This is a genomic window from Acetobacter sp. JWB, from assembly GCF_003323795.1.
Taxonomy (GTDB): Bacteria; Pseudomonadota; Alphaproteobacteria; order Acetobacterales; family Acetobacteraceae; genus Acetobacter; species Acetobacter oryzifermentans.
Window position 1 is genome coordinate 2,159,295 of record NZ_CP030871.1, and the last position, 23,206, is coordinate 2,182,500.

Sequence of the window (23,206 nt, forward strand, 5' to 3'; positions counted from 1 at the left end):
TGGCAAACCTCTGGAAACCTGTTCAGTTAATTCGGTAGTGAAACAAGTTGAGGCCACACTGGCCGCCAGCCTGACGGGAGAGAAACTATGATACCAACAGCCCTGCATGCTCCCCCTCAGGCTGCTTCCTTAGGGCTTCTGGACAACTACCATATCCCAGATTTTTTTTGTGAGTTGATGAATCGGCGTGACCCAACGCCCCCCGTCCTACAGTGCGTAAAAGACCGGCTTGCAGCACTTAGCCTGCCAGAATTACGCCGTAGAACCCAAGCTGCTGAGGCTCAACTCTACCGCATGGGCATTACCTTTACTGTGTATTCAGATAAGGAAGCCATTGATCGTATTTTGCCGTTTGATGCCATACCTCGTGTTATTACCGCGCAGGAATGGGATCACGTAGAGCGAGGTGTGCAACAGCGTATTCAGGCTATCAATCTGTTTCTGCATGATATTTACCATGATCGAAATATCCTGCGTGATGGCATATTGCCTGCCGAACTGGTGCTGAATAACCCCAATTACTGTGATGCCATGGTGGGCGTAGATGTTCCCGGCGGCGTTTATGTGCATATCAACGGCACAGACCTGATACGGGATGATAACGGCCAGTTTCTGATTCTGGAAGATAATGCCCGCACGCCCTCCGGCGTGTCCTACGTTATTGAAAACAGACACATGATGCTGCGCCTTATGCCAGATCTGGCCTCTGGTCTGCCCATTCGCTCAGTGGAAGAATATGGCCTGCGCTTACATCAAACCCTCTGTGAAGTGGCACCAGAAGGAATTGCTGATCCACAAGTCGTTCTTCTTTCACCCGGCATTTATAATTCTGCTTATTTTGAGCATGTTTTTCTCTCCCGCGAGATGGGCGTACCCCTTGTGGAAGGGAAAGATCTGTTTGTTGAAAATCATCGGGTATTTATGCGCACAGTCAACGGCCCCCGTGCTGTGCATGCTATTTACCGTCGCTTGAATGATGATTTTCTGGACCCGCTGGCCTTTAACCCAAACAGCCTTCTTGGGGTTCCCGGGCTAGTAGAAGCGTATCGGCGCGGCAACGTTACACTTGCCAATGCCTTGGGCACAGGTGTTGCCGATGATAAAGCCGTATATGCTTATATGCCGCGCATTATTCGTTACTATTTAGGGCAGGATCCTATTCTGCAAAGTGTGGAAACCCATATCTGTGCAGAACCAGACGGCCTTGCTTATACGTTAGCGCATATGAACAAGCTTGTTATCAAACCTGTTGGAGAATCAGGGGGTTATGGCCTGTTGATTGGCCCACACGCCAGCCAGAAAGAACTGGCTGATTTTAGAGAAAAATTACTGGCTGATCCTGCAAACTATATCAGCCAGCCCGTTATCAATCTATCTGTTACCCCAACACTCTGCCCAGATGGTGTGGAAGCCCGGCATGTGGACCTCCGTCCTTTTGCCTTAACAGGCCGTTCTGTGTGGGTTTTGCCCGGAGGTCTCGCTCGTGTGGCGCTCCGCAAGGGGTCTCTGGTGGTCAATTCATCTCAGGGTGGTGGCTCTAAAGATACGTGGGTAATGGCATCATGATGAACGAAACACAGGGCCATCTGCTCTCTCGCTATGCAGAATGTATGATGTGGCTGGCGCGTTATATGGAACGCACAGAAAATCTAGCCCGCCTACTAGAAGTGACAGAAACATTTGTGCGCGATGCCAATGGGCAAATTGCATGGCATTCTATTGTGCAAATTAACTCGGATGAACAGACCTTCCTTGCCTTACATCCATCAGGCGATGCAGATGCCGTAGCCAATTTTTATCTGACTGAACAGGCAAATCCGGCATCTATCTGTGCAACCGCCCATGCCATACGTGAAAATGCGCGTGCTGTTCGGCCCCTTGTTTCTATTGAAATGTGGGCACAGCTCAATGTCTTCACACGCTGGGTTCTGGATCTGAAAGAAAAGGATATTTATCAAAACAGTCTCTCAAACCTGTGCACTCGTATCAAGCAGGACTGCCAAGCCCATTTTGGCGTTACGGAAGGCACGCTTTACCGTGATCAGGCATGGCTCTTTTATAAATTGGGCAAAACGCTTGAACGATGTGACCAGATTACGCGCCTGGTAGATATTCGCTACCATATGCTGCTGCCCCAAGGAGAAGCTCCCGGTTCTGAAATTGACATTACGCAATGGACAGCCGTATTACGCTCTGCAGCGGCTTACCATGCCTTCCGCCGTTTACGCCCAGTTACAGTTACGCCTGCAAATATTGTAGGATTTTTGCTAAAAAATGAGGGGTTCTGCCGCTCCTTAGCCGCTAATTTACGTTTAATGGATGAAACACTCGCACTTTTAGCCTCTTATCCCGGCTTGCGTTCACGTTGCAGCGCACTACAAGAATGTGTTGCAGAGCTACGCGTTACTCTTGCAGAACAAACTGCGGAAGACATTATTATTCGTGGCCTGCATGATTATATGAGCTGGATACAACAGCAGCTTTCTCAATTGCAGGAACAAATTGCATCTGAATTCTGGCCTCCCGTTTCCGTGGTGGCGGTTCAGGCAGATTGTCAGATGCAAGCGTGAATCTGTTTGCGTATAGTATAAAAGCTTTTGGATATGTTTTGAAAAAACTAGATGTAATCCAGACCAATATCCAAAGCTTTTACGCTATGCGTCAACCAACCTGCGGAAATAACATCCACTCCAGTTTCAGCAACAGCACGCACTGTTTCTTGCGTAATACCACCTGATGCCTCGACTATGGCCATGCCATTAATCATGCCAACAGCTTTGCGCAGAGTATCCGTATCCATATTATCCAACAAATACGCATCAGCACCGCCACAAGCCAATGCGGCTTCCAACTGCTCCAACGTATCTACTTCCAGTTCAATTTTCATAAGGTGGCCTGCACGCGCACGAGCTCTTTGTAAGGCCACGTCAACTTGCCCACCACACAAAGCCAGATGATTATCCTTGATCAAAATAGCATCATCTAACCGAAAACGATGGTTGCCACCTCCGCCTGCCTTTACGGCATATTTTTGCAACGCTCTTAACCCCGGAAGCGTTTTGCGTGTGCAGCAAATAACAGCTTTTGTGCCAGATACAGCATCCACCATCTGGCGCGTTTGGCTGGCAATACCGCTAAGATGAGAGAGAATATTCAAGGCTGTCCGCTCTCCTGCCAAAACAGTTAGAGCATCACCTTCTACTTCAGCCAGCACATCACCAATCGCCAGCATATCCCCATCTTGCTTAAAGGCACGAAAATGCACCTGTTCATCTAAAAGCGCAAAAGCCTGCTGTGCGCCCGCAAGCCCTGCAACAACCCCCTGATGGCGGGCGCAGAATACGGCGCGCATTTTCTGCCCAGGCATTGCTAATGCTTGTGTAGTTACATCTCCGCCCTGCCCCAAATCTTCAAACAATGCTGCTTGAATAACAGGTTTCCATAACAAGCTGGGAAAATGACATGCGTAAGACATATGTATAAGCGCTCCTACCCTATCCCTTAAACAAGCAACATGCGCTCAACAGATAGACGCGCACGCTCTTGCAAGGCTTCAGGAATAACAACTTCTGCTTCAAAATTTTCCAGAGACTTACGGATGGCGGGTAATGTAATGCGCTTCATATGCGGGCACAAATTACATGGGCGCACAAAAGTGGTGTTTGGATACTGCGCTGCCAAATTATCGCTCATGGAACATTCAGTTACCAAAAGAACTTTTTCGGGACTTTCTTCTGCAATATATGCAATCATCTGAGCTGTGGAGCCTGAATAATCCGCAGCTTCCACCACTTCTGGCGGACATTCAGGATGCGCCACAACTTTTACACCCGGATGCATACGCCGATATTGCCGAATTTCCTGCGGGGTAAACCGTTCATGAACCTCACAATGCGCAGGCCATGTTATCATTTCAATTCCGGTTTCGGCCTGAATATTGCGTGCCAAAAATTCATCTGGAATCATGATAACACGTGGAACATTCAGGCTTTCCACCACTTTGCGCGCATTGCCTGAAGTGCAACAAATATCGCTTTCGGCCTTAACCGCGGCTGTGCTGTTCACATAGGTTACAACAGGCACCCCCGGATACGTCTGTTTCAGATAACGCACATTCTCGGCTGTAATGCCTTCTGCCAAAGAACAGCCAGCAGCTACATCCGGAATCAGAACTTTCTTTTCTGCGTTTAATAGTTTGGCAGTTTCTGCCATAAAATGCACACCAGCCATAAGAATAATATCGGCATCTATATTCTGTGCGGCACGTGCAAGAGCAAGGCTATCGCCCCGGATATCAGCCACACAATGAAATATTTCTGGCGTTTGATAGTTATGTGCAAGAATAACGGCGTTATGCTGCTTTTTAAGGCGTATAATGGCCTCAATATCAGCAGCATAACGCTCTTCCCACAAATCTCGCGCCATGATGCCAGCCACAGGCTGATACAGAGTATCCCTGTCTGGAATATTGAACGCCAACATGAATACCCTCCCTTGCGGTACATATGCTCAATTTGAGTATATGTACCGCAAGGGAAAAACAAGCGCTTTTAACCTACTTTTTATAACAATGGCGTTAGCGGCAATTTGGCGCCAGCCAGATAGCAATTTTGCCCTGCTTCTGGCCGAAAGCGGTACAGCTTTGCAGGCCGCCCTTGCTGAGGCGTATCAAAAGCACCTGTTTCTTCCACCAGCTTTTGTTGCAAAACCAAACGCCTGAAATTTTGCTTGTGCATCCAACACCCTGCCAAGGCTTCCATGGCCTGCTGAAGCTGCAGCAATGTAAATGTTTCTGGCAACAAATCGAACACAACTGATGTATAACGAATTTTCGCCCGCACGCGTGAAAGGGCTGTCGCCAAAACACGCCGGTAATCTGCCTGCATTTGCAAACCTAGCTGGCTTTGTCCTTTAAAATGTTTGGCTTCGCGCACCAAGCCAGCTTCCCACAAAAGCTCATAACGATCCAAAGCCAGCTCATCGTTCCATGGGTGAGGAGAAAGGCCAAACAGTCTGGCGCATCTTTGCTGTTTAGCAATGCTTTTTCCAACCCAATTTTTCAGTAATCCAAGAATATGCTGCAACAGAGCATGAGCCGCTGGATATCTGCGATCTTCCCACGGAAAATAATCATATATAGAACGTTCTGCTATTGTTTGGTCTGCATTAGAACTGATTAATGCCATGTAGGAAATACGCACCAACCGGCTTTTATCGGCCACCTGTGTATCTGCAAATGTATAAAGCTGTTCTGTATGCCCCAATACCACGCCTGTTTGCTGCTCTACCCAGCGGCATAGTTCCTTTTGTAAGGAATGGCCGCCCATAGTTAACGGGCCTGAAGGCAAAACCTGACCGTTTTCCAGCGTAAGCACGCAGGGCGTATCTTTTCTGATATTCAAAAGAACGGCTACAAGCTCTGCCCTGCAAAACGCTGTCTGTTTCATGAAGCCTCAGTAATGAACCAAAAATAAAATATCATAGGTGAAATCTGCATACTCATTTTTCATATGGGCGTGAAGATTCTACAGCCCAGAACAGATATTCCTGAGAATGTTTCCAATACAATGTTTTCCAAATGAACATGTCTCATGATATTATACAGCTACATCATTCATGCCTGGCATCATCAGGCCTATATTTATGTCCGTTTAAAAAAGACATATAAACTTTTTTGAAAGAAATCAGGATATTTCCGCGACCATGAATACGCCTACAAAACATGATATCGCAAAAAAGAAAATTGTAGATTCTGCACGCGCGCTTATTGCTGAGCGCGGATTTTCGGCTGTCGGGCTTTCGCAAATTCTGGAAGTTGCGGGCATCCCCAAAGGCTCATTTTACCATTATTTTGCATCTAAAGAGGCATTTGGAGAGGAACTTCTGCGCTCTTATATGCATGATTATTTAATAAATATTCATGCACTCTTTTCCACACCAGATAAAAACGGCGCACAGAAGTTATTTTCTTATCTGGATTTCTGGCGCCGCTCCCATATCAAGGGGCTGGTTGGAGATAAATGCCTCATCGTTAAACTTGCTGCAGAAGTATCTGATATATCAGAACGCATGCGCCGTATTATGGAAACCGGCACTGCTTCTGTTATTTCTCATCTCTCTCAGGTCATTAAAACTGGGCTGCAGGACGGATCTCTACAATCCTCCCTGCCCGCCCACAAACTCGCATCATCGCTCTATCAGCTCTGGCTGGGTGCAACCTTGATGACGAAAATTACGCATTCATCCCATCCTTTGGATGAAGCATGGCAAACTTCGCACACTCTTCTTGGTTGCACAGCAGATCAACTTAATCCAAGCGCACAGAAGGGCGAATAACGGTTTCCACCATATCAGCAAAGATAGACGCCAAACCGCGCACCCAGCCAAACAGCTCTATCTGGTGCTGACGATACAGCATAATATGCCCCATACGTGCAGAAAGCCCGTGCAACATACCACCGCCCATAACCCGGCCACCCGGTAGTGCTGCCCAGCCATTGTAATTACCCAGTGCAACAATAGCGCCTTTGTTATGGAAAATGCAGGAAGGCACTTCCTTACCACTTTCCAGCCATGCAGGCAGATGTTGCGCCAGATGATGCGCCTGCTGACGGGCAACCTGTGCCGTAGCGGGTAGCGGATCATCTACAATATAGGAGCAATCCCCCATTGCAAAAATACGGTCATCATCAACAGAGCACAGATTGGATTTTACGTTGATCTGGCCAGAGCGGCTTAGAGAAAGACCACCATAGGTTTTTGTTACCGCCGGAGCCTTAACACCAGCAGCCCATACCCGCAGTGTTGCTGGTACGTGTGTGCCATCTTTAAGCGTAAAGCCCGTAGCATCTGCTGCAGCAACGCGGGCAGATGTGCGCACATTTACACCAATCCGCTCCAGTTCCTGTTGCGCAGCCATTGAAACAGATTCCGGAAAAGCAGGCAGGATACGGGCGCCAGACTGCAACAGCGTAATGCTGAGTTTTGGCGGTGCCTTACCGAAAGCATGCAAGCTTACTGGGTCAACAATTTCGAGAGATTTATGAAGTTCAGCGGCAAGTTGGGTGCCTGTGGCACCGCCCCCAACAATAGCAATATCCAATTCAGAATTATCAGCAAATGACTTCAGAATTTCCATTCTGAACTTTTCATTAAAAGCATTTGCTTCAACAAGGTTATCAATAAACAGACAGTTTTCCAGCACACCGGGCGTGCCAAAATCATTGGCGCGGCTTCCGATAGACAGGACAATGGCATCATATGTCATGGTTCGGCTATCCAGAACCTTGCTGCCATCTGATGCATGTAAGGGGCTTAAAACAACTTCCCGCTTATCTCTATCAATAGAGACAACTTCACCCGGCCAGAATTCAAAATTATGGCTGCTGGCCTGAGCCATAAAACTGATGCGGTCGTTTTCATTCTGTACTGTGCCAGCAGCAAAGCAATGCAGCATGGGCTTCCATACGTGTGAAAAGCTTTTATCAATAAGTGTGATACGTGCTTTTCCGTGCCGGCCAAGTGTTTTACCCAGACGCGTTGCAAGGGCAAGTCCTGCCACTCCGCCACCGACAATAAGAATTTCAGACTTGGACGACATCAGATTTACATGCCTCTTTCAGGAAGTAAGCGGGAGATAACGTTATGTTTTTGAATGAATATTTTTATTAAAAATAATTATTTTATTACTACACTATATAATTCTATTTACTTATATTTCTTATACTATGCGTATTCTGTGCAAGCGGGCACCTTTACAGGTACCCGCTAACAGTATGATCAGAACGGTGCGTCAATATCGACCGTGTTGATCAGCTTGTGGTTCACAAACTCTTTGATACCAAGACCAATCAGTTCACGCCCATAACCGGAGTTTTTAATACCACCGAAGGGCAGATCTGCCTTAGGCACCAGCGGATGGTTGATGAACACCATGCCTGTGCGAATTTTTGCGGCCACACGTGCGCCACGTGCTTCGTCTTTGGTGAAGACAGCACCACCCAGACCATAAGGTGAATCATTGGCGATACGGATTGCATCGTTTTCGTCTTTTGCACGATACAACTGCGTTACCGGGCCAAAGAATTCCCAATGGCGGGCTTCGTTGTTGCCATCCAGACCGGTCATCAGCAGCGGACGGAAGAAAGCGCCTTTACCGGGCACTTCTGGCCCAATCACTTCAACCTTTGCGCCGTGCTTGATGGCTTCCGTCACCTGGCGGTGCAGATCATCCATAGCGCCTTTGGAGCACACCGGTGCCAGCGTTGTGGAAGGATCCATCGGATCACCAGCTTTCAGCTCGGAAACACCTTTTTTGTACAGTTCCAGAAAACGATCATAAACTGCATCAGCAACAATCAGACGCTTGGCAGATACACACACCTGACCAGCATTCCAATGGCGGCCAATAACAGCCCATTTAGCTGCTTTTTCTACGTCAGCGTCATCCAGAACAATAAAGGCGTCTGCACCGCCCAGTTCCATGGTAGCCTTTTTCAGGGCTTTACCTGCAACACCAGCAATAATGGTGCCTGCGCCTTCAGAACCTGTCAGAGCCACACCGCAAACGCGGGGATCGTTCAGGATAACTTCCGTATGGCGACGTGCTGTATAAAGGTTACGGAACAGACCTTTTGGCAGGCCAGCTTCGTTCATCAGCTCTTCACAAGCAGCAGCGCACTGCGGCAGGTTGGAAGCGTGCTTAAGCAGAACAGCGTTACCAGCAGAAAGCTGCGGCGCAATAATGCGGACAACCTGATAGAATGGGAAGTTCCATGGCTCAATTGCCAGCACGATACCAAGAGGTTCGTGCACCAGAACAGCCTTACCTTCTGCCGGATCAGCAACCGGCAGAGATTCCGGCTTCAGAAGTTCTTCTGCATATTTTGCATAGTATTCGAAAATTTCAGCAGAAAGAATAACTTCTGCTTTGGACTCTGCAAACAGCTTGCCCATTTCCAGCGTGCCCAGACGAGCATACTTATCAACATCACGACGCAGAATGGCAGCTGCGGCATTCATAATACGAGCGCGTTCAGCAAAGGAGGTATCACGCCATTTTTCAAAAGCGGCATGAGCTTCGGACAGTGCGGTCTGGACTTCCTGATCTGTAGCTTCAGGAAAATTAGCAAGAACTTCCCCGGTGTAGGGATTGGTTGTCGCGTACGCCATTTTTACCTCGTGAACAGTGAAATGGAAAAAGCAGAACGAGCCCGCAAATGCGGCATGCACCCGGCAGAGCAGAATGCTCCAATGTGTGGCATCGTTTCCCTCATCCAAAAAATAGACCGGTCAACTTTTATCGGGCAGGAAAACTCCTGATGGCAAAAATCCATATACAAACTGGAAATATTCCTACCGAATCTGTATGGCCTGTTCTGGTTATCTGTATATGAATGGATATAGATGAAGTCAATTTATAATTAGACCAGTCGTCTTATAACTCTTATCCTATTTATGGTGGGTTCGTATAAATCCAGCTTAAGCAGGCTCTCTCCCCTGCCCAACTCCATGCCTGTTGGCACACAATAGATACAAAAAAGCTGGAAGACATATGAGCCTTCCAGCTTAAAGCGTTCTGCAGAACTCAATGTAGAACAAGAGTATAAAGCGTTAAAACCTTATTTGTTATAACACTCTAGCATTCCTATTCAGGAAATAGGTTGCCTGATTTCCTTCTGCCCGCTCCGGCGCAACACCAGAATTGCCAGCAAATACACAACCAGGCCACCTGCTGAAAGAATAGCCCCACCAATGCCTAGCGCAGAATATCCAAACTGATGCGCCAGCAGCATACTGCCCAATGCTGCCCCTAATGCATTAGCAATATTAAACGCAGAGTGGTTGAGGGAAGCCGCCAAAGTTTGGGCATCCCCTGCAAAATCCATCAAACGTGTTTGCAAGGCTGGCCCCAAGCCATTTACAAATGTAGGGATAAGAAAGACAGCAAGCGCCAAAAGCAACGGCTGATGTAACACCGTAGAAAAACCCAGCATAACAACAGCACTGCCACCAAGCGCCAGAATTGCAGCCAGATCCAATTTACGATCTACAAGCCACGCACCTGCATTTGCTCCAACCAGCATGCCCATGCCCCAAATAACCATGTAAAGCATGACAGACCATTCCGGCACATGGGTTACATTCTGCAAGATACTGGTAAGATAGGTATAAATGGCAAACATGCCGCCAAAGCCAATAGCGGCTGCCAGCAACGTAAGCAAAACCTGAGTGTTACCCATAGCAGCAACTTCTTTAAGTGGTGAGTTTTTGCGGTTGGGCTGGTCTGCTGGGATATAGCGCCATACCCCCAAAAAGGTAATACAACCAAACAGACCAATAATAAGGTACGCCACACGCCAGCCGAAATGATCCGCTGCAAATGTAGAAAACGGTGCGCCTACCAGAGTAGAAATGGCAATGCCAGACAGAACCCGCCCCACAGCCCACCCACGGCGAGAGCGCTCTACCATTGAAGCCGCAACAAGCGCAGAAATACCAAACAATGCCCCATGCGGCAGGCCGGTAATAAACCGTGCAACTTCAACCAACTCTGGCGTGGGCATGCAGATGCTTAGGAAATTCCCGAAACAAAACAACACCAATAAAGAAAGAAGCAGTTCCCGACGGGAAAGGCGCGCGCCCAGAATGGTAATAAGCGGTGCGCCAATTACCACGCCCAGAGCATATGCCGTAATGGCATATCCTGCATCTGCCGCAGACAGATGTAAGGAACGAGCAAATTCTGGCAGCATGCCCATAATGGCAAATTCACCTGTTCCAACAACAAAAGTGCCGAAAGTAAGAATGAATAAAGCGGCAGCACGCCCATGAGGCGGCTCAATAAACGAGGTCGGTACGGGAGGAGGCTGAGGAGCAGTTGTCATTTAAAAACTCAAAAATAAGAAATTTCAGTTCTTTACGGCCTGTTTCATTGCAACACGGGCAATTGCAATATCATCTTCTGTTTTGGCACCAGAAACACCTATGGCACCTAAAAAAGAGCCATCTGCGGCTTTAATCACCAGCCCACCGCCAAAGCTGGTTAAACCGCCGTTTGTATTCTCCAGCGTATAGGCCTCACCATCCGGGCGGCCTTTTGCGGCAAAGTCCGCACTGTCCATCTGGAACAAAGCTGCTGTGCGCGCCTTTTTTTGGCTCACATCAACCACACCTAAAGGTGCCGCATCCATCCGAGCAAAAACCACTGGCCATGCTGCGGCATCCACAATGGACACACATACGCTTACTTCAAGCCGACGCGCCTCTGCCAAGGCAGCATCTAGCATAGATAAAGCCAAAGAAAGCTTCATGAAACAGAACTCCTGCACGAAGAAAAGCGCGCAGACTACTCATCTCGCTCTTAAATGAAAGAGAAATTATACACAAAACACATTTATTTAACGATAAGGAACATATTCTTATTATAAATGAAGCGTGAGGCCCTTATTAATTTTTATCTTTAGCCTCACAAATCCCCAGATAGTCTATTTTTGTTCTCTGCGTGCCAGATCTGCCAAGGCCTGTATCTGGCGCGTGAGAAAAGCACGTGTTTTCTCGTCTGTCAGTTCCAGCTTATCTGTATCAAATTTATCCGCTGCCTGGCCGATCATCACTTCCGGCCTATTCAACACAAGGGCATCCATAAACACCATGCTCTGGCGTATGTGATACTGCGCACGGGCACCACCAATCATGCCTGGTGAGACTGTTTGCAGCGCGACGGGTTTGCGCGCAAACGGTTGCGGCATGAGGCGAGAAAGCCAATCAAGCGCATTTTTAAGCACACCCGGCACGGAATAATTATATTCTGGCGTTACAATAATAACGCCATCTGCTGCCCTGATCTGCTCCCCCATTGTCAGCACAGAAACAGGAAAACCCTGCTCCTGCACATCCTGATTATAATGCGGAAAATCAGCGATAGAACCAAGCGCTGAAATAGTTATTCCATCTGGAGCCAATGCAGGTAACGTGCGCGCCACAATACTATTATAAGATGCCTTACGCAGGCTCCCCAATACAGTTACAAAATGTAGATGTTCTTTTTCCTGTGTCATGCTTCTGTCCTGCCTTGAAGTGTTTATTGAAAAAATAGCCTGTCATGGCTGACATGACGTGCAAGCTGCATGATCGTTGCGATACATGCCACGATATATCAGTCTGAAATGTTGCCAAAACGCCCACTGTTAAAATCTTCAATTGCCTGACGGATTTCCTCCCGCGTGTTCATGACAAAGGGCCCATATCCGGCAATAGGTTCATTCAAAGGCGCACCAGTTAAAATAAGAAAGCTGGAAGCTTTGGTAGCTTGTAATGTTACCTCTGCGCCTTCCTGATCCAACAGCACAAATTGTGCGTTTCCTACTTCCTCTGCGCCATTTACAATCAACTTTCCTTCAAGCGAAACAATAGCGGCATTATGCCCCGCAGGGAGAGAAAGCGTGACGTGCGCGCCCTCTTCCAGCTTTCCATCCCACACGTTAAGTGGAGAGAAAATGCGCGCAGGCCCATGCTCACCTTCATAGTCTCCCGCGATAATCCGCAGGCTGCCCGTATTATCCGGCAATGCAATGGTTGGAATTTCCGCAGCCTGTAGGGTTTGATAGCCTGCTGGCGCGCCTTTATCTTGAGCTGGCAAATTGACCCATAACTGCACCATCCGGAAATCTCCCCCAGCTTTTGCATAAGCTGGAGAATGAAATTCCTCGTGCTGGATACCGTTGCCTGCTGTCATCCACTGCACATCACCGGGGCCAATAATGCCACCACCGCCAGATGAATCACGGTGCTCCACTTCACCATCATAAACAATTGTAACGGTTTCAAACCCTTTATGTGGATGCTGGCCTACACCGCGCCGTGTATCTGTTGGCGCAAACTTATGCGGGCCTGCATAGTCTAACAGCAGAAACGGGCTGAGGTGCTCACCAAAATCCGTATAGGAAAACAGAGAGCGTACAGGAAAACCATCACCTACCCAGTGTCCACGCTCATTTCCATAACGACCAAGAATTTTCTTCTGCATGACTTTTGTCCTGTCTGAAGCAAGAGCGCTTTATGCACCTTTTGTTGACACGAAACATGCGCTCTTCTTATCGTCGCATAAAGATTTCTAAATAAAACATTGCGTTTCATAGGCAGGACGATGAGAGACCTTAATGACTTTGGATATTTTGTACAGGTTGTAAAATATGGTGGTTTTTCAGCGGCGGCTCGTGCAACTGGCCTACAAAAATCTCTCCTCAGCCGCCGTATCCGCCTTCTTGAAGAGCGCCTGCATACGCACCTGATCCAACGCTCCTCACGCCATTTTAGCGTTACGGAAACAGGGCACCGATTTTATGAACACTGTATTGCCATGTTGGAAAAAGCAGATACGGCAGAACGATCTGTAGCCCGGCTTCAAACCGAACCCTGTGGGCTTGTACGCTTAAGCTGCCCTGTAGCTTTGCTGAACTTTCAGTTTGGTGCCTTACTTGCCCGCTTTATCATGCTGTATCCAGCCGTAACGCTACAACTTGAAAGCACCAACCGGCGCGTAGATGTCCTGAAAGAAGGTATGGACCTTGCAATACGCGTGCGGTTTCCGCCCATTGCTTCATCAGATCTTGTTATGCGCACGCTTGATACCAGTACGCAGTGTTTGATTGCAGCACCAACCCTTGTGCCGCACCCACTATCTTCCCCGGCAGATTTAAACGCCTTTCCCAGCTTGGATTTTCATACCACACCGGGTTCACACTCATGGTTACTGGAAAATCAGGCAGGACAAACAGCCACCATTTTTCATGAACCACGATTGGCAACAGACGATATGGCTGTGCTGCGCGAAGCAGCCCTTGTAGGTGCTGGTATTGTGCAAATGCCCACCATGATGGTTTGGCAAGATATTGAGACAGGTCACCTGATACGCGTTCTTCCAGACTGGCATCCGCAAGCTGGTATTATTCACGCTGTGTTTCCATCTCGTCGCGGGCTTGTTCCCGCTGTTCGCGCTTTGCTAGATTTTCTGGCGAAAGAATGCCGTGCCCAACGTAACTTGGCCACAGAAATTTTTAAAATACCCTCTGCATAAAAAAGTATATCTACAAAACAGACATCTCAGTTCTTATAATCTGATTAGCAGATAACAAAATCATTTTTCAGATGCTCAAAAACGGAAACCTTACTTGCCGGGAACGTTGTATCTAAACGCCCTACACCAATCAGGCAGACACTCAAAAATTCTGTCATTTTTGGTCCGGCTTGTTTCCACAGTCATATGTATGAGGTTTGTTATGGCCGAAAAGAAAAACAAAGACAGCAAAAAACAAGCTCAAGATAAAAAACTTGATGAAGCTTTAGATGAAAGCTTTCCTGCAAGTGACCCACCGTCCAGAAGTGGTTTTACCGGAGATAGAGAACCACCTGAAAAACCCACTAAAAAACCCAAAAAATAAATATGTTTGTTTTTAACGCGCCTTGTAAAATGGCACTCTCTTTAAGTGAAAAATCTTAAAGAGAGTGTTTTCCATCTCCTATATTTTACCGTTTGCGAACTATTCCTGCCCGACTTCTAACACTTCAGAATACTGTTGCTACTGGTATTGATTTTACTATTCTGCCTTGGTCTGTTGCCAGCAAAGTGATTGTTCCGGGCAAATCCCGCGTGTATGAACTCTGTTGCTGTTAGAAATATTCTTATTGAATTGGCCAAAAGCATGGTGATGTCGCAAAAGCAGATATTCACATTAAGCTTGCATTGCCTGTCTTTTGCTTTGGCTATAGGCCAACCATGATACACTTAAATCTATTTCTGTCATGGATCGACAGCCAATAAACACGGAACTGCCCGATGCCCTCTTCCTTCTCTTCCATGTTTCATGCAGCGCAGGCACTTGCTGATAACCGCACAACAGCCCGCAAACTGGTAGAAAATGCTTTAGACAACATTGCAGAACCTCATGGAGAAGGAGCGCGCACCTTCGTATCTGTGCATGCTACGGCTGCGCGCAGGCAAGCCGATGCCATAGATAGATTGCGGTGTCAGGGACAAGCGCCATCTCCTTTAGCTGGGCTCCCCATCTCTGTTAAGGATCTCTTTGATGAAGCTGGTTCCATTACCAGAGCTGGCTCCATGGTGTTAGCAGATGCCCCGCCTGCAAGCATGGATGCGCCTGCCATTGAACGCCTGAAGCAAGCAGGACTTATTAGTATTGGCAGAACGACCATGACCGAATTTGCTTTCTCGGGCATTGGCATCAATCCGCATTTTGGCACTCCGGCCAATCCATGGCACAGGCATGAAAAACACATTCCCGGAGGATCTTCTTCTGGAGCTGCCATTTCGGTCTCAGACAACATGGCATTTGTAGGCATTGGCAGCGATACAGGCGGCTCCTGTCGTATTCCAGCAGCACTTACCGGCCTTGTTGGCTTTAAGCCCACTGCACGCCGCATTTCTACCAAAGGTACAGTTCCTCTTTCTTCTACTTTGGATTCCATTGGAAGTATTGGCCGCACCGTAAAGTGCTGTTGGGCTACAGATAGCCTGATGGCAACCGGAACACTTCGTATACAGGATGCTCCAACCGGACGAGAAGGCAGCACACTTCGCCTAGGTATTCTTAGCACTTCTGTTATGGAAGATATGGACGACACAGTTGCCCATACATGGGAAAATTGTTTACGCAGACTTTCCAAAAACGGCATTATGCTGGAAACATTTACCTGCCCACCCCTTAAAGAAATTCCTCAAGCCAACAGCAAGGGAGGGTTTCCCGCTGCTGAATCTCTTGCTTGGCATCAACCTTTGCTAGAAAGGCACCGTAGCGTTTACGATCCTTTTGTATTGCAACGTATTCTACGAGGTTACGAGCAGAACGCTGTGGATTACATTTCTTTACGGCAAAGCAGAACCAAATTGATCCAACAAGCAGCAGATATCATGAACCATTATGATGCTGTTATTCTGCCAACCGTGCCCATTATCGCTCCCAAAATTAGCGATATGCATGATAACACTCGTTATGTGGCAACCAACCTGCTCTTATTGCGCAATACCACTATCGCCAATTTTCTTGATTTATGCGCCATCAGCTTGCCGTGTCATCAGATGGGTGAAGCACCGGTAGGGCTCATGGTTATGGGTCGTCATGCGGAAGATCATATTCTTTTCCGTATCGCTGCACAGATCGAACATATTCTGGCCTCCTAAGAACTACTCATACAGTAATTAGGAAGCCAAATGGGCAGACAGTCTGCCTGCTTTTCGTAAAGCAGCTACCGAAGAATTATTCATAAAATTCTGAGAACTGTATCAGGCCGGAGTTCTCGGCCTGATATCGTAAGATTTCTGCACAAGAGCCGCGCGCTCACCAAGCCCATCGGTAACTTTCTAATTCCATGCAGCCTTTTGCAGCCAATCAAATTACAACTTCATGACCAAATCCTGTGCTTGCACCTATTATAAGTATTGTTGTCATCACTTTTATCTCTTTGCAATTCAGATATAGATCAGACAACAATCACTCCTGCAATTACGGTATTAAGGGCCCTATACATGATGAAGGCATTAATACTCTACAATGGCGGCAATGATGAAATATGCTGGCAACCCTTCTGTTCTCTCAATGCACTTCCATGCTGCTGGCCGGAGATGGATTTAGCCGTACACAGAATGGAAACAACAATGCTTATGGGAAGAGTGTACAAAACGTTATCATCCCCGTTAACAAAGTCCATCAGTTCTGTTTCGCGCTAAATGGACAAAGCCTGTTCCTATCCTTCCCCAAAATATACGGCCCCTTACAAGAAAAGGTTCTTCTATAATGCAGTGATAATGCTTTGCTGCACATATATCCGCTATTTGCTATAATATGGTTATGACCCAGAAAAGCCCACGCAAAACCATATCTGGCAGGAGAAAACCTCCCTCTCCACGCCAACAAAATTGGAAAACAATTTTGCCTGTTATGGGAATTATCTTTGCTTTGCTTATCGCAGCAACAGGGCTGCGGGCAGTCCTAACATCACATTCCCATACCCAAATTGGTGGGCCTTATGCACTGACTGATGAAAACGGGCACGTAGTCTCACAAACTGATTTTCAAGGCCGTTATACGCTCATCTACTTTGGTTACACACATTGCGTAGATGTTTGTCCCCTGACACTTGCAACCGTATCGGCTGCACTGGATGAGTTCGGGCCACTCGGGCAGAATATTACACCCGTTTTCATCTCGGTTGACCCCGCACGAGATACACCGGCTGTTGTAAAAGAATATATACAACGTTTTTCACCACGTATTGTGGGTCTAACCGGAACCGAAGCACAACTTCAGCCTATAATGGCTGCATTTCATGTCTCCGCACGGTATCGTACAAGTAATGGGGCGGGCTATCTTATGGATCATAGTTCGCTCTTGTATCTGATGGACGGCCAGAACCACCTAGCTGGCATGATACCGGTAGATTCCAGCGCCCATCACATTGCACTTGAACTTAAACAGCTTTTGCCACCACCCAAAAACCATCCATCATAAGAGTTTATCAGCCCTTCATCAAAACCGGATACGTACACCACCAAAATACGCTCTGGGTGAGCCTGCATAAATAGAACCGGTACTATTCATGAGCATACGCGCTGTTGCCTGCTGTCCATTGCTCTGCAAACTGTCACTGATGTTGGTCGCCCCTGCAATATAGGTTTGGTTTGCAACATTCTGCACTTCGAAATACCAGTGTAACCGATGTGCCCACCCAAGCCGTGTTGGCGGATTATAATGCACCTCCAGATTCAACAATGCGTAACCGGGAGCTTTCAAACGATTGGCGTTATCCAGCCAGTAGGAATCCCGCCAAGTCACCTCAGCGTAACCACCAAGCCCTTCCAAGGCACCATCAGGCTGATCGTACAAAAAACGCGCATTAAGAAAATTGGGAATCACGCCCGGAATATAATTTCCTTTACGACTAAAACTGCGTGAGACGGTACTATTTGAAAGAACCTCAGTGTAATTTGTATAAACCTGATTATCATAAGTATAACTAAGCTTTATACGCCCCCCCGGTAGCATTGTAGGAAGCGGCTTCCACTCCACCCCCAAAACAATCCCCCGATGCTGGGATGCTGGCGCATTAAACGTATAGGAACCCACGGTATTCACACCGGCAGACTGGCTAACAAGTTCATTATTATAAAATTCGTAAAAACCCGTTGCCTGAATAGTCATGTTGGAAGATGGATGCCAATCGGCACCAAGATCAATACCAACACTTGTCTGGCTTTTCAGTTGTGTATTGTTACCATATTGCCCCTGCGGCGTAATAAATAGATTTGAAGATGACGGCGTTCCATAAGCTGTGCCAACACGGGTATGAAACGTCCATTTTTTTGATGGTGTGTAAATCAATGCTCCTTCGGGAGCTAAATTGAAGTAGAAGCGATTGGCCGTAATATAGCGCTGATCCCGGCCTGTGGCAGAATAACTGTACAGCGTCTCGGTAGCTCCAATATCCGAGTATGTTCCCCCAAGCCCCACCACTACGTGCCAGTTGGGGGCAAAATGCCAGTCCTCCTGAAACCGCGCACCTAAATTCCACTGGTGCCCATAGGATTCCGAATTCATTGCACCACGAGTGGCCCCACCAAGCGGCATGATATTGTAGGTCTGAGAGCCAAAGTCGAGATAATCAAAACTGATCCCGCCAAAAGTTTCCAGTGATTTACCACCAAGACGTGCATGGTTCGTTATATCGCTGCTGGCATTGTAGGAATTGTACGGGCCAACATACGCTACTGGCGATGTCGGCTGATCAATATGGCGTTGATCATAGGTAAACTGGTTACGCCAGATTGTGCGCTCATTGAAATCATGTTCCCAACGCAAGCCAACAACTGTGCGGCGGTCAAAACGGCCCAAACCAGCAGCTTCTGGGCTCATGGCTTCCTTTGTTCCGTAACGACCATTCACCAACAGATTAACGGATGCACATCCTGTTGCTGCATTTACAGCATTATAACATCCCTGCTGGTAGGGATTGGCGCGATACTGGTTAAGCGATAGCCGCACGGGTAAAAAAGCATCCGTAACGTTGTTTACAAATTTCAAGATAAGCCGATCTGATGATGTGAGGTTAACACGCAACCGCACGTTTTCTGTTGAAGTGTTGTAACGACTATTGGCAATAAACCCATTTCCCCGCACGTCACTCCCAAAGATCATGAGATCATAATGTTTATTACCAAGCCCCAACGTTGCGTAATTATTGAACATTCCGAAGCTACCAAAATCCGAACCCACCTCAAGACCATGAATATCGGCTCCTTTTCGGGTACGAAAATTGATCGCACCGTTAATGGCATAATTGCCGTAGAGAGTTGATGCTGGGCCTTCAAAAACATCCACACCCGCATAAGCATGTGGATCGATGAGATCGGCACGAGCGGTCCCATCAGGCTGTGTCATCGGGAAGCCATCTTCCAGCACCTGTAGGTTTTTTAACCCGTAAGACTGACGGTCTCCCGAACCTCTTACAGAAACCACTGTATCCCGTGGGCCATTCCCTTGCGTGAAGCTCACGCCGGGAATGGTCACAACCATATCCGCAACACTTTGCCCGACCTGATTACCAAAGTTGCCGCGATCAGAATGGTACGTTGTTTGCCCTGCGGGATGCGTTGTTGCGGAAACGCGGCTATTTCCCTTTACCGTAACCTGTTCAGTTTTTGCCTGCTTCCCCATCGGGGATACGAGCTTACCATGCTGTATTTGAGAACGTGCATGGGCCATCTGAGCTGCGGAAAAAAGAGTGACAGCCACCATCACTCCGGAAAACCGAAGAGGGGTGCCATAAACATGAAACATGATTCTGAACCTGAATAAACAACACGAAAAGCCCGCGTGCCAAAACACGCGAGCAACCCTGTAATTTCAGGTCAGACGGGAGGTCCTTGCGGACAGAGAGACGTACGTTTTGGCGTAGGCGGCCCACGGATAGGTGCAAACATCCATGTTCGGCACACACATTCAGCAATCAACCCAGCAAAAATACAGAACGCAATACTGAGTAAAAAAAGCTCAAGCACTTCAGAAAGAAGAAAACTATCGTCCTGCGAATCTGTCGTGTGGTGATGCTGTCCATCAGGATCAGAAAGCGGTTTCTGATCATCGCAAAGAATACTCAGTTTTATCAGATCTTTGAGTGGATCTTCAACCAAAGCGACCGGGGAAACAACTCCACCAAATGTCAGCCGTGCGACCAGAGCAAGCAGCACCAGTGGCCAAAAGACCACTGACTGAAGCAAGCTGTGAGAGCGAGTTAACATCCATAATCACTACCGTAGATTACTCTGATTCACCAGATCAGATTTACCAACGCTTTTATCTCGGTGGTATGAATCCTGGGGCCGTGGGTTCGAATCCCGCCGCGGACACCATTATGTATTATTCTAGTGATTTAGACGCCTGTTGAGGCGGGTCATATATGCAGCACCCCGCCAAGCTTAGGGATCTAGCTGGGCTTGCATTGCAAGTTGGCACTCCGGAACGCAGAAAGCCCGCTCTATGAGCGGGCTAACAACTTGATTTCATTTGGAAATTTTGGTTGCGGGGATAGGATTTGAACCTATGACCTTCAGGTTATGAGCCTGACGAGCTACCGGGCTGCTCCACCCCGCGGTTGTGATTGTGTTGAAATTTGTAGGGGTAGTAAGTTTTGGCAGGGTGGATTGGAAGACCTGGCGGCGACCGACTTTCCCGTGGCTTAAGCCACAGTATCATAGGCGCTGGGGGTTTTCACGGCCGAGTTCGGGATGGGATCGGGTGGATCTCTCCCCGCCATGGCCACCAGGTCATCCAGTCCACCCTGTAAGGGTGTGTGGAAGACGGTTGGTAGAAGAAGTAGGCGTATATATGGATGATTTCTGTGCACGGGCTGTCCTTTTAAGGGGACAGTAAGAGAGTGAGCCTATTGGGTGATTAGGACCAGTTAGCTGCACGTGTTACCACGCTTTCACACCTGGCCTATTAACGTGGTGGTCTACCACGACCCTCAGGGAGACCTAGTTTTGAGGTGGGTTTCCCGCTTAGATGCTTTCAGCGGTTATCCCTTCCATACTTAGCTACCCGGCGGTGCCGCTGGCGCGACAACCGGTGCACCAGAGGTATGTTCATCCCGGTCCTCTCGTACTAGGGACAAATCCTCTCAAGTCTCCAACATCCACGGCAGATAGGGACCGAACTGTCTCACGACGTTCTAAACCCAGCTCACGTACCACTTTAATCGGCGAACAGCCGAACCCTTGGGACCTGCTCCAGCCCCAGGATGTGATGAGCCGACATCGAGGTGCCAAACCTCCCCGTCGATGTGGACTCTTGGGGGAGATCAGCCTGTTATCCCTAGAGTACCTTTTATCCGTTGAGCGATGGCCCTTCCACGCGGGACCACCGGATCACTATGGCCGACTTTCGTCTCTGCTCGAGCTGTCACTCTCGCAGTCAGGCGGGCTTATGCCATTGCACTCAACAGCCGGTTTCCGACCGGCCTGAGCCCACCATCGCGCGCCTCCGTTACACTTTGGGAGGCGACCGCCCCAGTCAAACTGCCCACCATACAGGGTCCCGGATCAGGCTAACTGACCACGGTTAGACATCAGAAAAATTCAGGGTGGTATTTCAAGGATGGCTCCACAGGAACTGGCGCCCCTGCTTCAAAGCCTCCCACCTATCCTACACAGAATGTCTCTGATGCCACTGTAAAGCTGCAGTAAAGGTTCATAGGGTCTTTCCGTCTGACCGCGGATACCCCGCATCTTCACGGGGAATTCAATTTCGCTGAGCCGATGCTGGAGACAGCGGGGAAGTCGTTACGCCATTCGTGCAGGTCGGAACTTACCCGACAAGGAATTTCGCTACCTTAGGACCGTTATAGTTACGGCCGCCGTTTACCGGGGCTTCAATTCAGTGCTCTCACACCTCCTCTTAACCTTCCGGCACCGGGCAGGCGTCAGACCCTATACGTCGTCTTTCGACTTCGCAGAGTCCTGTGTTTTTAATAAACAGTCGCTACCCCCTGGTCTGTGCCACCCGCCAATGGTTGCCCACCAACGGGTCTCGCTTATCCCGAAGTTACACGAGCAATTTGCCTAGTTCCTTCAGCATCGTTCTCTCAAGCGCCTTGGTATTCTCTACCAGTCCACCTGTGTCGGTTTCGGGTACGGTCTATACGCCAGAGCTATTTCCTGGAATGCTCCAAAAGCCAGGTCAATCCGTTAAGACCTGACAACATATCGCATTCGTCACTTCTGGCAGGTACAGGAATATTCACCTGTTTCCCATCGACTACGGCTCTCGCCCTCGCCTTAGGGGCCGACTAACCCTGCGTGGATTAACCTTGCGCAGGAACCCTTGGACTTTCGGCGACAGTGTTTCTCGCACTGTTTGTCGCTACTCATGTCAGCATTCGCACTTCCGATATCTCCAGAGAGGGTCACCCCGTCTCCTTCACTGACTTACGGAACGCTCCGCTACCGCGCATATCATAGATATGCACCCACAGCTTCGGCACGTGGCTTGAGCCCCGTTACATTTTCGGCGCAGGGTTTCTATTAGACCAGTGAGCTATTACGCTTTCTTTAAAGGATGGCTGCTTCTAAGCCAACCTCCTGGTTGTTATGGAATCCCCACATCCTTTCCCACTTAGCCACGATTTGGGGGCCTTAGCTGGTGGTCTGGGCTGTTTCCCTCTCGACAATGGACCTTAGCACCCACTGTCTGTCTGCCAGGCTATACTTCCGGGTATTCGGAGTTTGGTTGGGTTTGGTAAGGCTTTGGGCCCCCCTAGCCCATCCAGTGCTCTACCCCCCGGGGTAACCACCTGACGGTCTACCTCAATAGATTTCGCGGAGAACCAGCTATCTCCGAGTTTGATTGGCCTTTCACCCCTAGCCACAGCTCATCCCCGACTTTTTCAACAGGCGTGGGTTCGGCCCTCCAGTGCGTGTTACCGCACCTTCAGCCTGGCCATGGCTAGATCACTCGGTTTCGGGTCTTCTGCCAGCAACTATGCGCCCTATTCAGACTCGCTTTCGCTACGCCTACACCTATCGGCTTAAGCTCGCTGCAAACAGAAACTCGCTGACCCATTATACAAAAGGTACGCCGTCACCCCATAAGAGGCTCCGACTGCTTGTAGGCATCCGGTTTCAGGTCTCTTTCACTCC

18 protein-coding genes, 1 tRNA gene, 2 rRNA genes and 1 pseudogene (1 of these 22 running past the window's edge) are annotated in these 23,206 nt (G+C 48.4%); 8 read left to right on the plus strand and 14 right to left on the minus strand.

Translation table 11 applies throughout. The features are described from left to right. Positions 1-87 precede the first annotated feature (87 nt). Both DS739_RS10190 and DS739_RS10195 read left to right on the plus strand, forming a co-directional pair. The gene (locus DS739_RS10190; protein WP_006117518.1) at positions 88-1,566 is read left to right on the plus strand and encodes a circularly permuted type 2 ATP-grasp protein; all 1,479 of its coding nucleotides are present in this window, start codon (positions 88-90) and stop codon (positions 1,564-1,566) included. Then, a complete protein-coding gene (locus DS739_RS10195) occupies positions 1,566-2,570 on the plus strand; it encodes an alpha-E domain-containing protein (protein WP_035350844.1) in 1,005 nt (334 codons plus the stop codon). The genes DS739_RS10190 and DS739_RS10195 overlap by 1 nt, the downstream gene beginning before the upstream one ends. Before the next feature lie 47 nt (positions 2,571-2,617). Here the strand turns inward: DS739_RS10195 and nadC are convergent, their stop codons facing one another. The 3 genes from nadC to DS739_RS10210 form a co-directional block, all read right to left on the minus strand. Beyond that, positions 2,618-3,475: a carboxylating nicotinate-nucleotide diphosphorylase gene (nadC, locus tag DS739_RS10200; protein ID WP_006117520.1), complete on the minus strand. Its 858-nt coding sequence runs from the start codon at positions 3,473-3,475 to the stop codon at positions 2,618-2,620. Between the two features lie 26 nt (positions 3,476-3,501). Further along, the gene (nadA, locus tag DS739_RS10205; protein WP_006117521.1) at positions 3,502-4,482 is read right to left on the minus strand and encodes a quinolinate synthase NadA; all 981 of its coding nucleotides are present in this window, start codon (positions 4,480-4,482) and stop codon (positions 3,502-3,504) included. Positions 4,483-4,562: 80 nt separating this feature from the next. Continuing rightward, positions 4,563-5,447, minus strand: coding sequence for an NrtR DNA-binding winged helix domain-containing protein (locus tag DS739_RS10210; protein WP_006117522.1), 885 nt, complete (start codon positions 5,445-5,447; stop codon positions 4,563-4,565). A gap of 256 nt (positions 5,448-5,703) precedes the next feature. Here DS739_RS10210 and DS739_RS10215 point away from each other — a divergent pair, with 256 nt between their 5' ends. Then, the gene (locus DS739_RS10215) at positions 5,704-6,336 is read left to right on the plus strand and encodes a TetR/AcrR family transcriptional regulator (protein WP_006117523.1); all 633 of its coding nucleotides are present in this window, start codon (positions 5,704-5,706) and stop codon (positions 6,334-6,336) included. On the opposite strand, the gene DS739_RS10220 is transcribed toward DS739_RS10215, so the two are convergent. The 6 genes from DS739_RS10220 to DS739_RS10250 all read right to left on the minus strand — a co-directional run bounded on the left by DS739_RS10220 (position 6,308) and on the right by DS739_RS10250 (position 13,027). Next, complete coding sequence (locus DS739_RS10220; RefSeq protein ID WP_006117524.1) at positions 6,308-7,600, minus strand: NAD(P)/FAD-dependent oxidoreductase; 1,293 nt, start codon at positions 7,598-7,600, stop codon at positions 6,308-6,310. The genes DS739_RS10215 and DS739_RS10220 overlap by 29 nt on opposite strands. Before the next feature lie 179 nt (positions 7,601-7,779). After that, positions 7,780-9,171 carry an NAD-dependent succinate-semialdehyde dehydrogenase gene (locus tag DS739_RS10230; protein ID WP_006117525.1) on the minus strand — a complete coding sequence of 464 codons (1,392 nt, stop codon included), beginning with the start codon at positions 9,169-9,171 and terminating at the stop codon, positions 7,780-7,782. 479 nt (positions 9,172-9,650) lie between these two features. Next, positions 9,651-10,886, minus strand: a complete 1,236-nt coding sequence (locus DS739_RS10235) for an MFS transporter (RefSeq protein WP_006117526.1) — start codon at positions 10,884-10,886, stop codon at positions 9,651-9,653. Between the two features lie 24 nt (positions 10,887-10,910). Continuing rightward, a complete protein-coding gene (locus DS739_RS10240; RefSeq protein ID WP_035350835.1) occupies positions 10,911-11,312 on the minus strand; it encodes a heme-binding protein in 402 nt (133 codons plus the stop codon). A 174-nt stretch (positions 11,313-11,486) separates the two neighbouring features. Continuing rightward, on the minus strand, positions 11,487-12,059 hold the full coding sequence (locus DS739_RS10245; protein ID WP_006117528.1) for an NADPH-dependent FMN reductase: 573 nt from the start codon (positions 12,057-12,059) through the stop codon (positions 11,487-11,489). Positions 12,060-12,157: 98 nt separating this feature from the next. Next, on the minus strand, positions 12,158-13,027 hold the full coding sequence (locus DS739_RS10250; protein WP_006117529.1) for a pirin family protein: 870 nt from the start codon (positions 13,025-13,027) through the stop codon (positions 12,158-12,160). Positions 13,028-13,147: 120 nt separating this feature from the next. Between DS739_RS10250 and DS739_RS10255 the strand changes: the two genes are divergently transcribed. The 5 genes and pseudogenes from DS739_RS10255 (at position 13,148) to DS739_RS10280 (ending at position 17,525) form a co-directional block, all read left to right on the plus strand. Further along, positions 13,148-14,077 carry a LysR substrate-binding domain-containing protein gene (locus DS739_RS10255; RefSeq protein ID WP_035350838.1) on the plus strand — a complete coding sequence of 310 codons (930 nt, stop codon included), beginning with the start codon at positions 13,148-13,150 and terminating at the stop codon, positions 14,075-14,077. A gap of 202 nt (positions 14,078-14,279) precedes the next feature. Next, positions 14,280-14,441 carry a hypothetical protein gene (locus DS739_RS14505; protein WP_162269446.1) on the plus strand — a complete coding sequence of 54 codons (162 nt, stop codon included), beginning with the start codon at positions 14,280-14,282 and terminating at the stop codon, positions 14,439-14,441. 113 nt (positions 14,442-14,554) lie between these two features. Continuing rightward, positions 14,555-14,780, plus strand: a pseudogene (locus tag DS739_RS14510) (hypothetical protein); the annotation flags it as partial. 56 nt (positions 14,781-14,836) lie between these two features. Further along, positions 14,837-16,198 carry an amidase gene (locus DS739_RS10265; RefSeq protein WP_006117531.1) on the plus strand — a complete coding sequence of 454 codons (1,362 nt, stop codon included), beginning with the start codon at positions 14,837-14,839 and terminating at the stop codon, positions 16,196-16,198. Between the two features lie 757 nt (positions 16,199-16,955). Continuing rightward, on the plus strand, positions 16,956-17,525 hold the full coding sequence (locus DS739_RS10280; protein WP_231621154.1) for an SCO family protein: 570 nt from the start codon (positions 16,956-16,958) through the stop codon (positions 17,523-17,525). A gap of 18 nt (positions 17,526-17,543) precedes the next feature. Here DS739_RS10280 and DS739_RS10285 read toward each other — a convergent pair whose 3' ends face one another. From DS739_RS10285 to DS739_RS10305, 5 genes are all read right to left on the minus strand, one after another. Then, the gene (locus DS739_RS10285; RefSeq protein ID WP_006117534.1) at positions 17,544-19,898 is read right to left on the minus strand and encodes a TonB-dependent receptor domain-containing protein; all 2,355 of its coding nucleotides are present in this window, start codon (positions 19,896-19,898) and stop codon (positions 17,544-17,546) included. A gap of 23 nt (positions 19,899-19,921) precedes the next feature. Further along, the gene (locus DS739_RS10290) at positions 19,922-20,311 is read right to left on the minus strand and encodes a hypothetical protein (RefSeq protein ID WP_006117535.1); all 390 of its coding nucleotides are present in this window, start codon (positions 20,309-20,311) and stop codon (positions 19,922-19,924) included. A 275-nt stretch (positions 20,312-20,586) separates the two neighbouring features. Beyond that, positions 20,587-20,663 (minus strand) — tRNA-Met (locus DS739_RS10295). Positions 20,664-20,720: 57 nt separating this feature from the next. Continuing rightward, positions 20,721-20,836 (minus strand): 5S ribosomal RNA (gene rrf, locus DS739_RS10300). A gap of 106 nt (positions 20,837-20,942) precedes the next feature. Next, positions 20,943-23,206 (minus strand): 23S ribosomal RNA (locus DS739_RS10305); it runs 479 nt beyond the window's last position.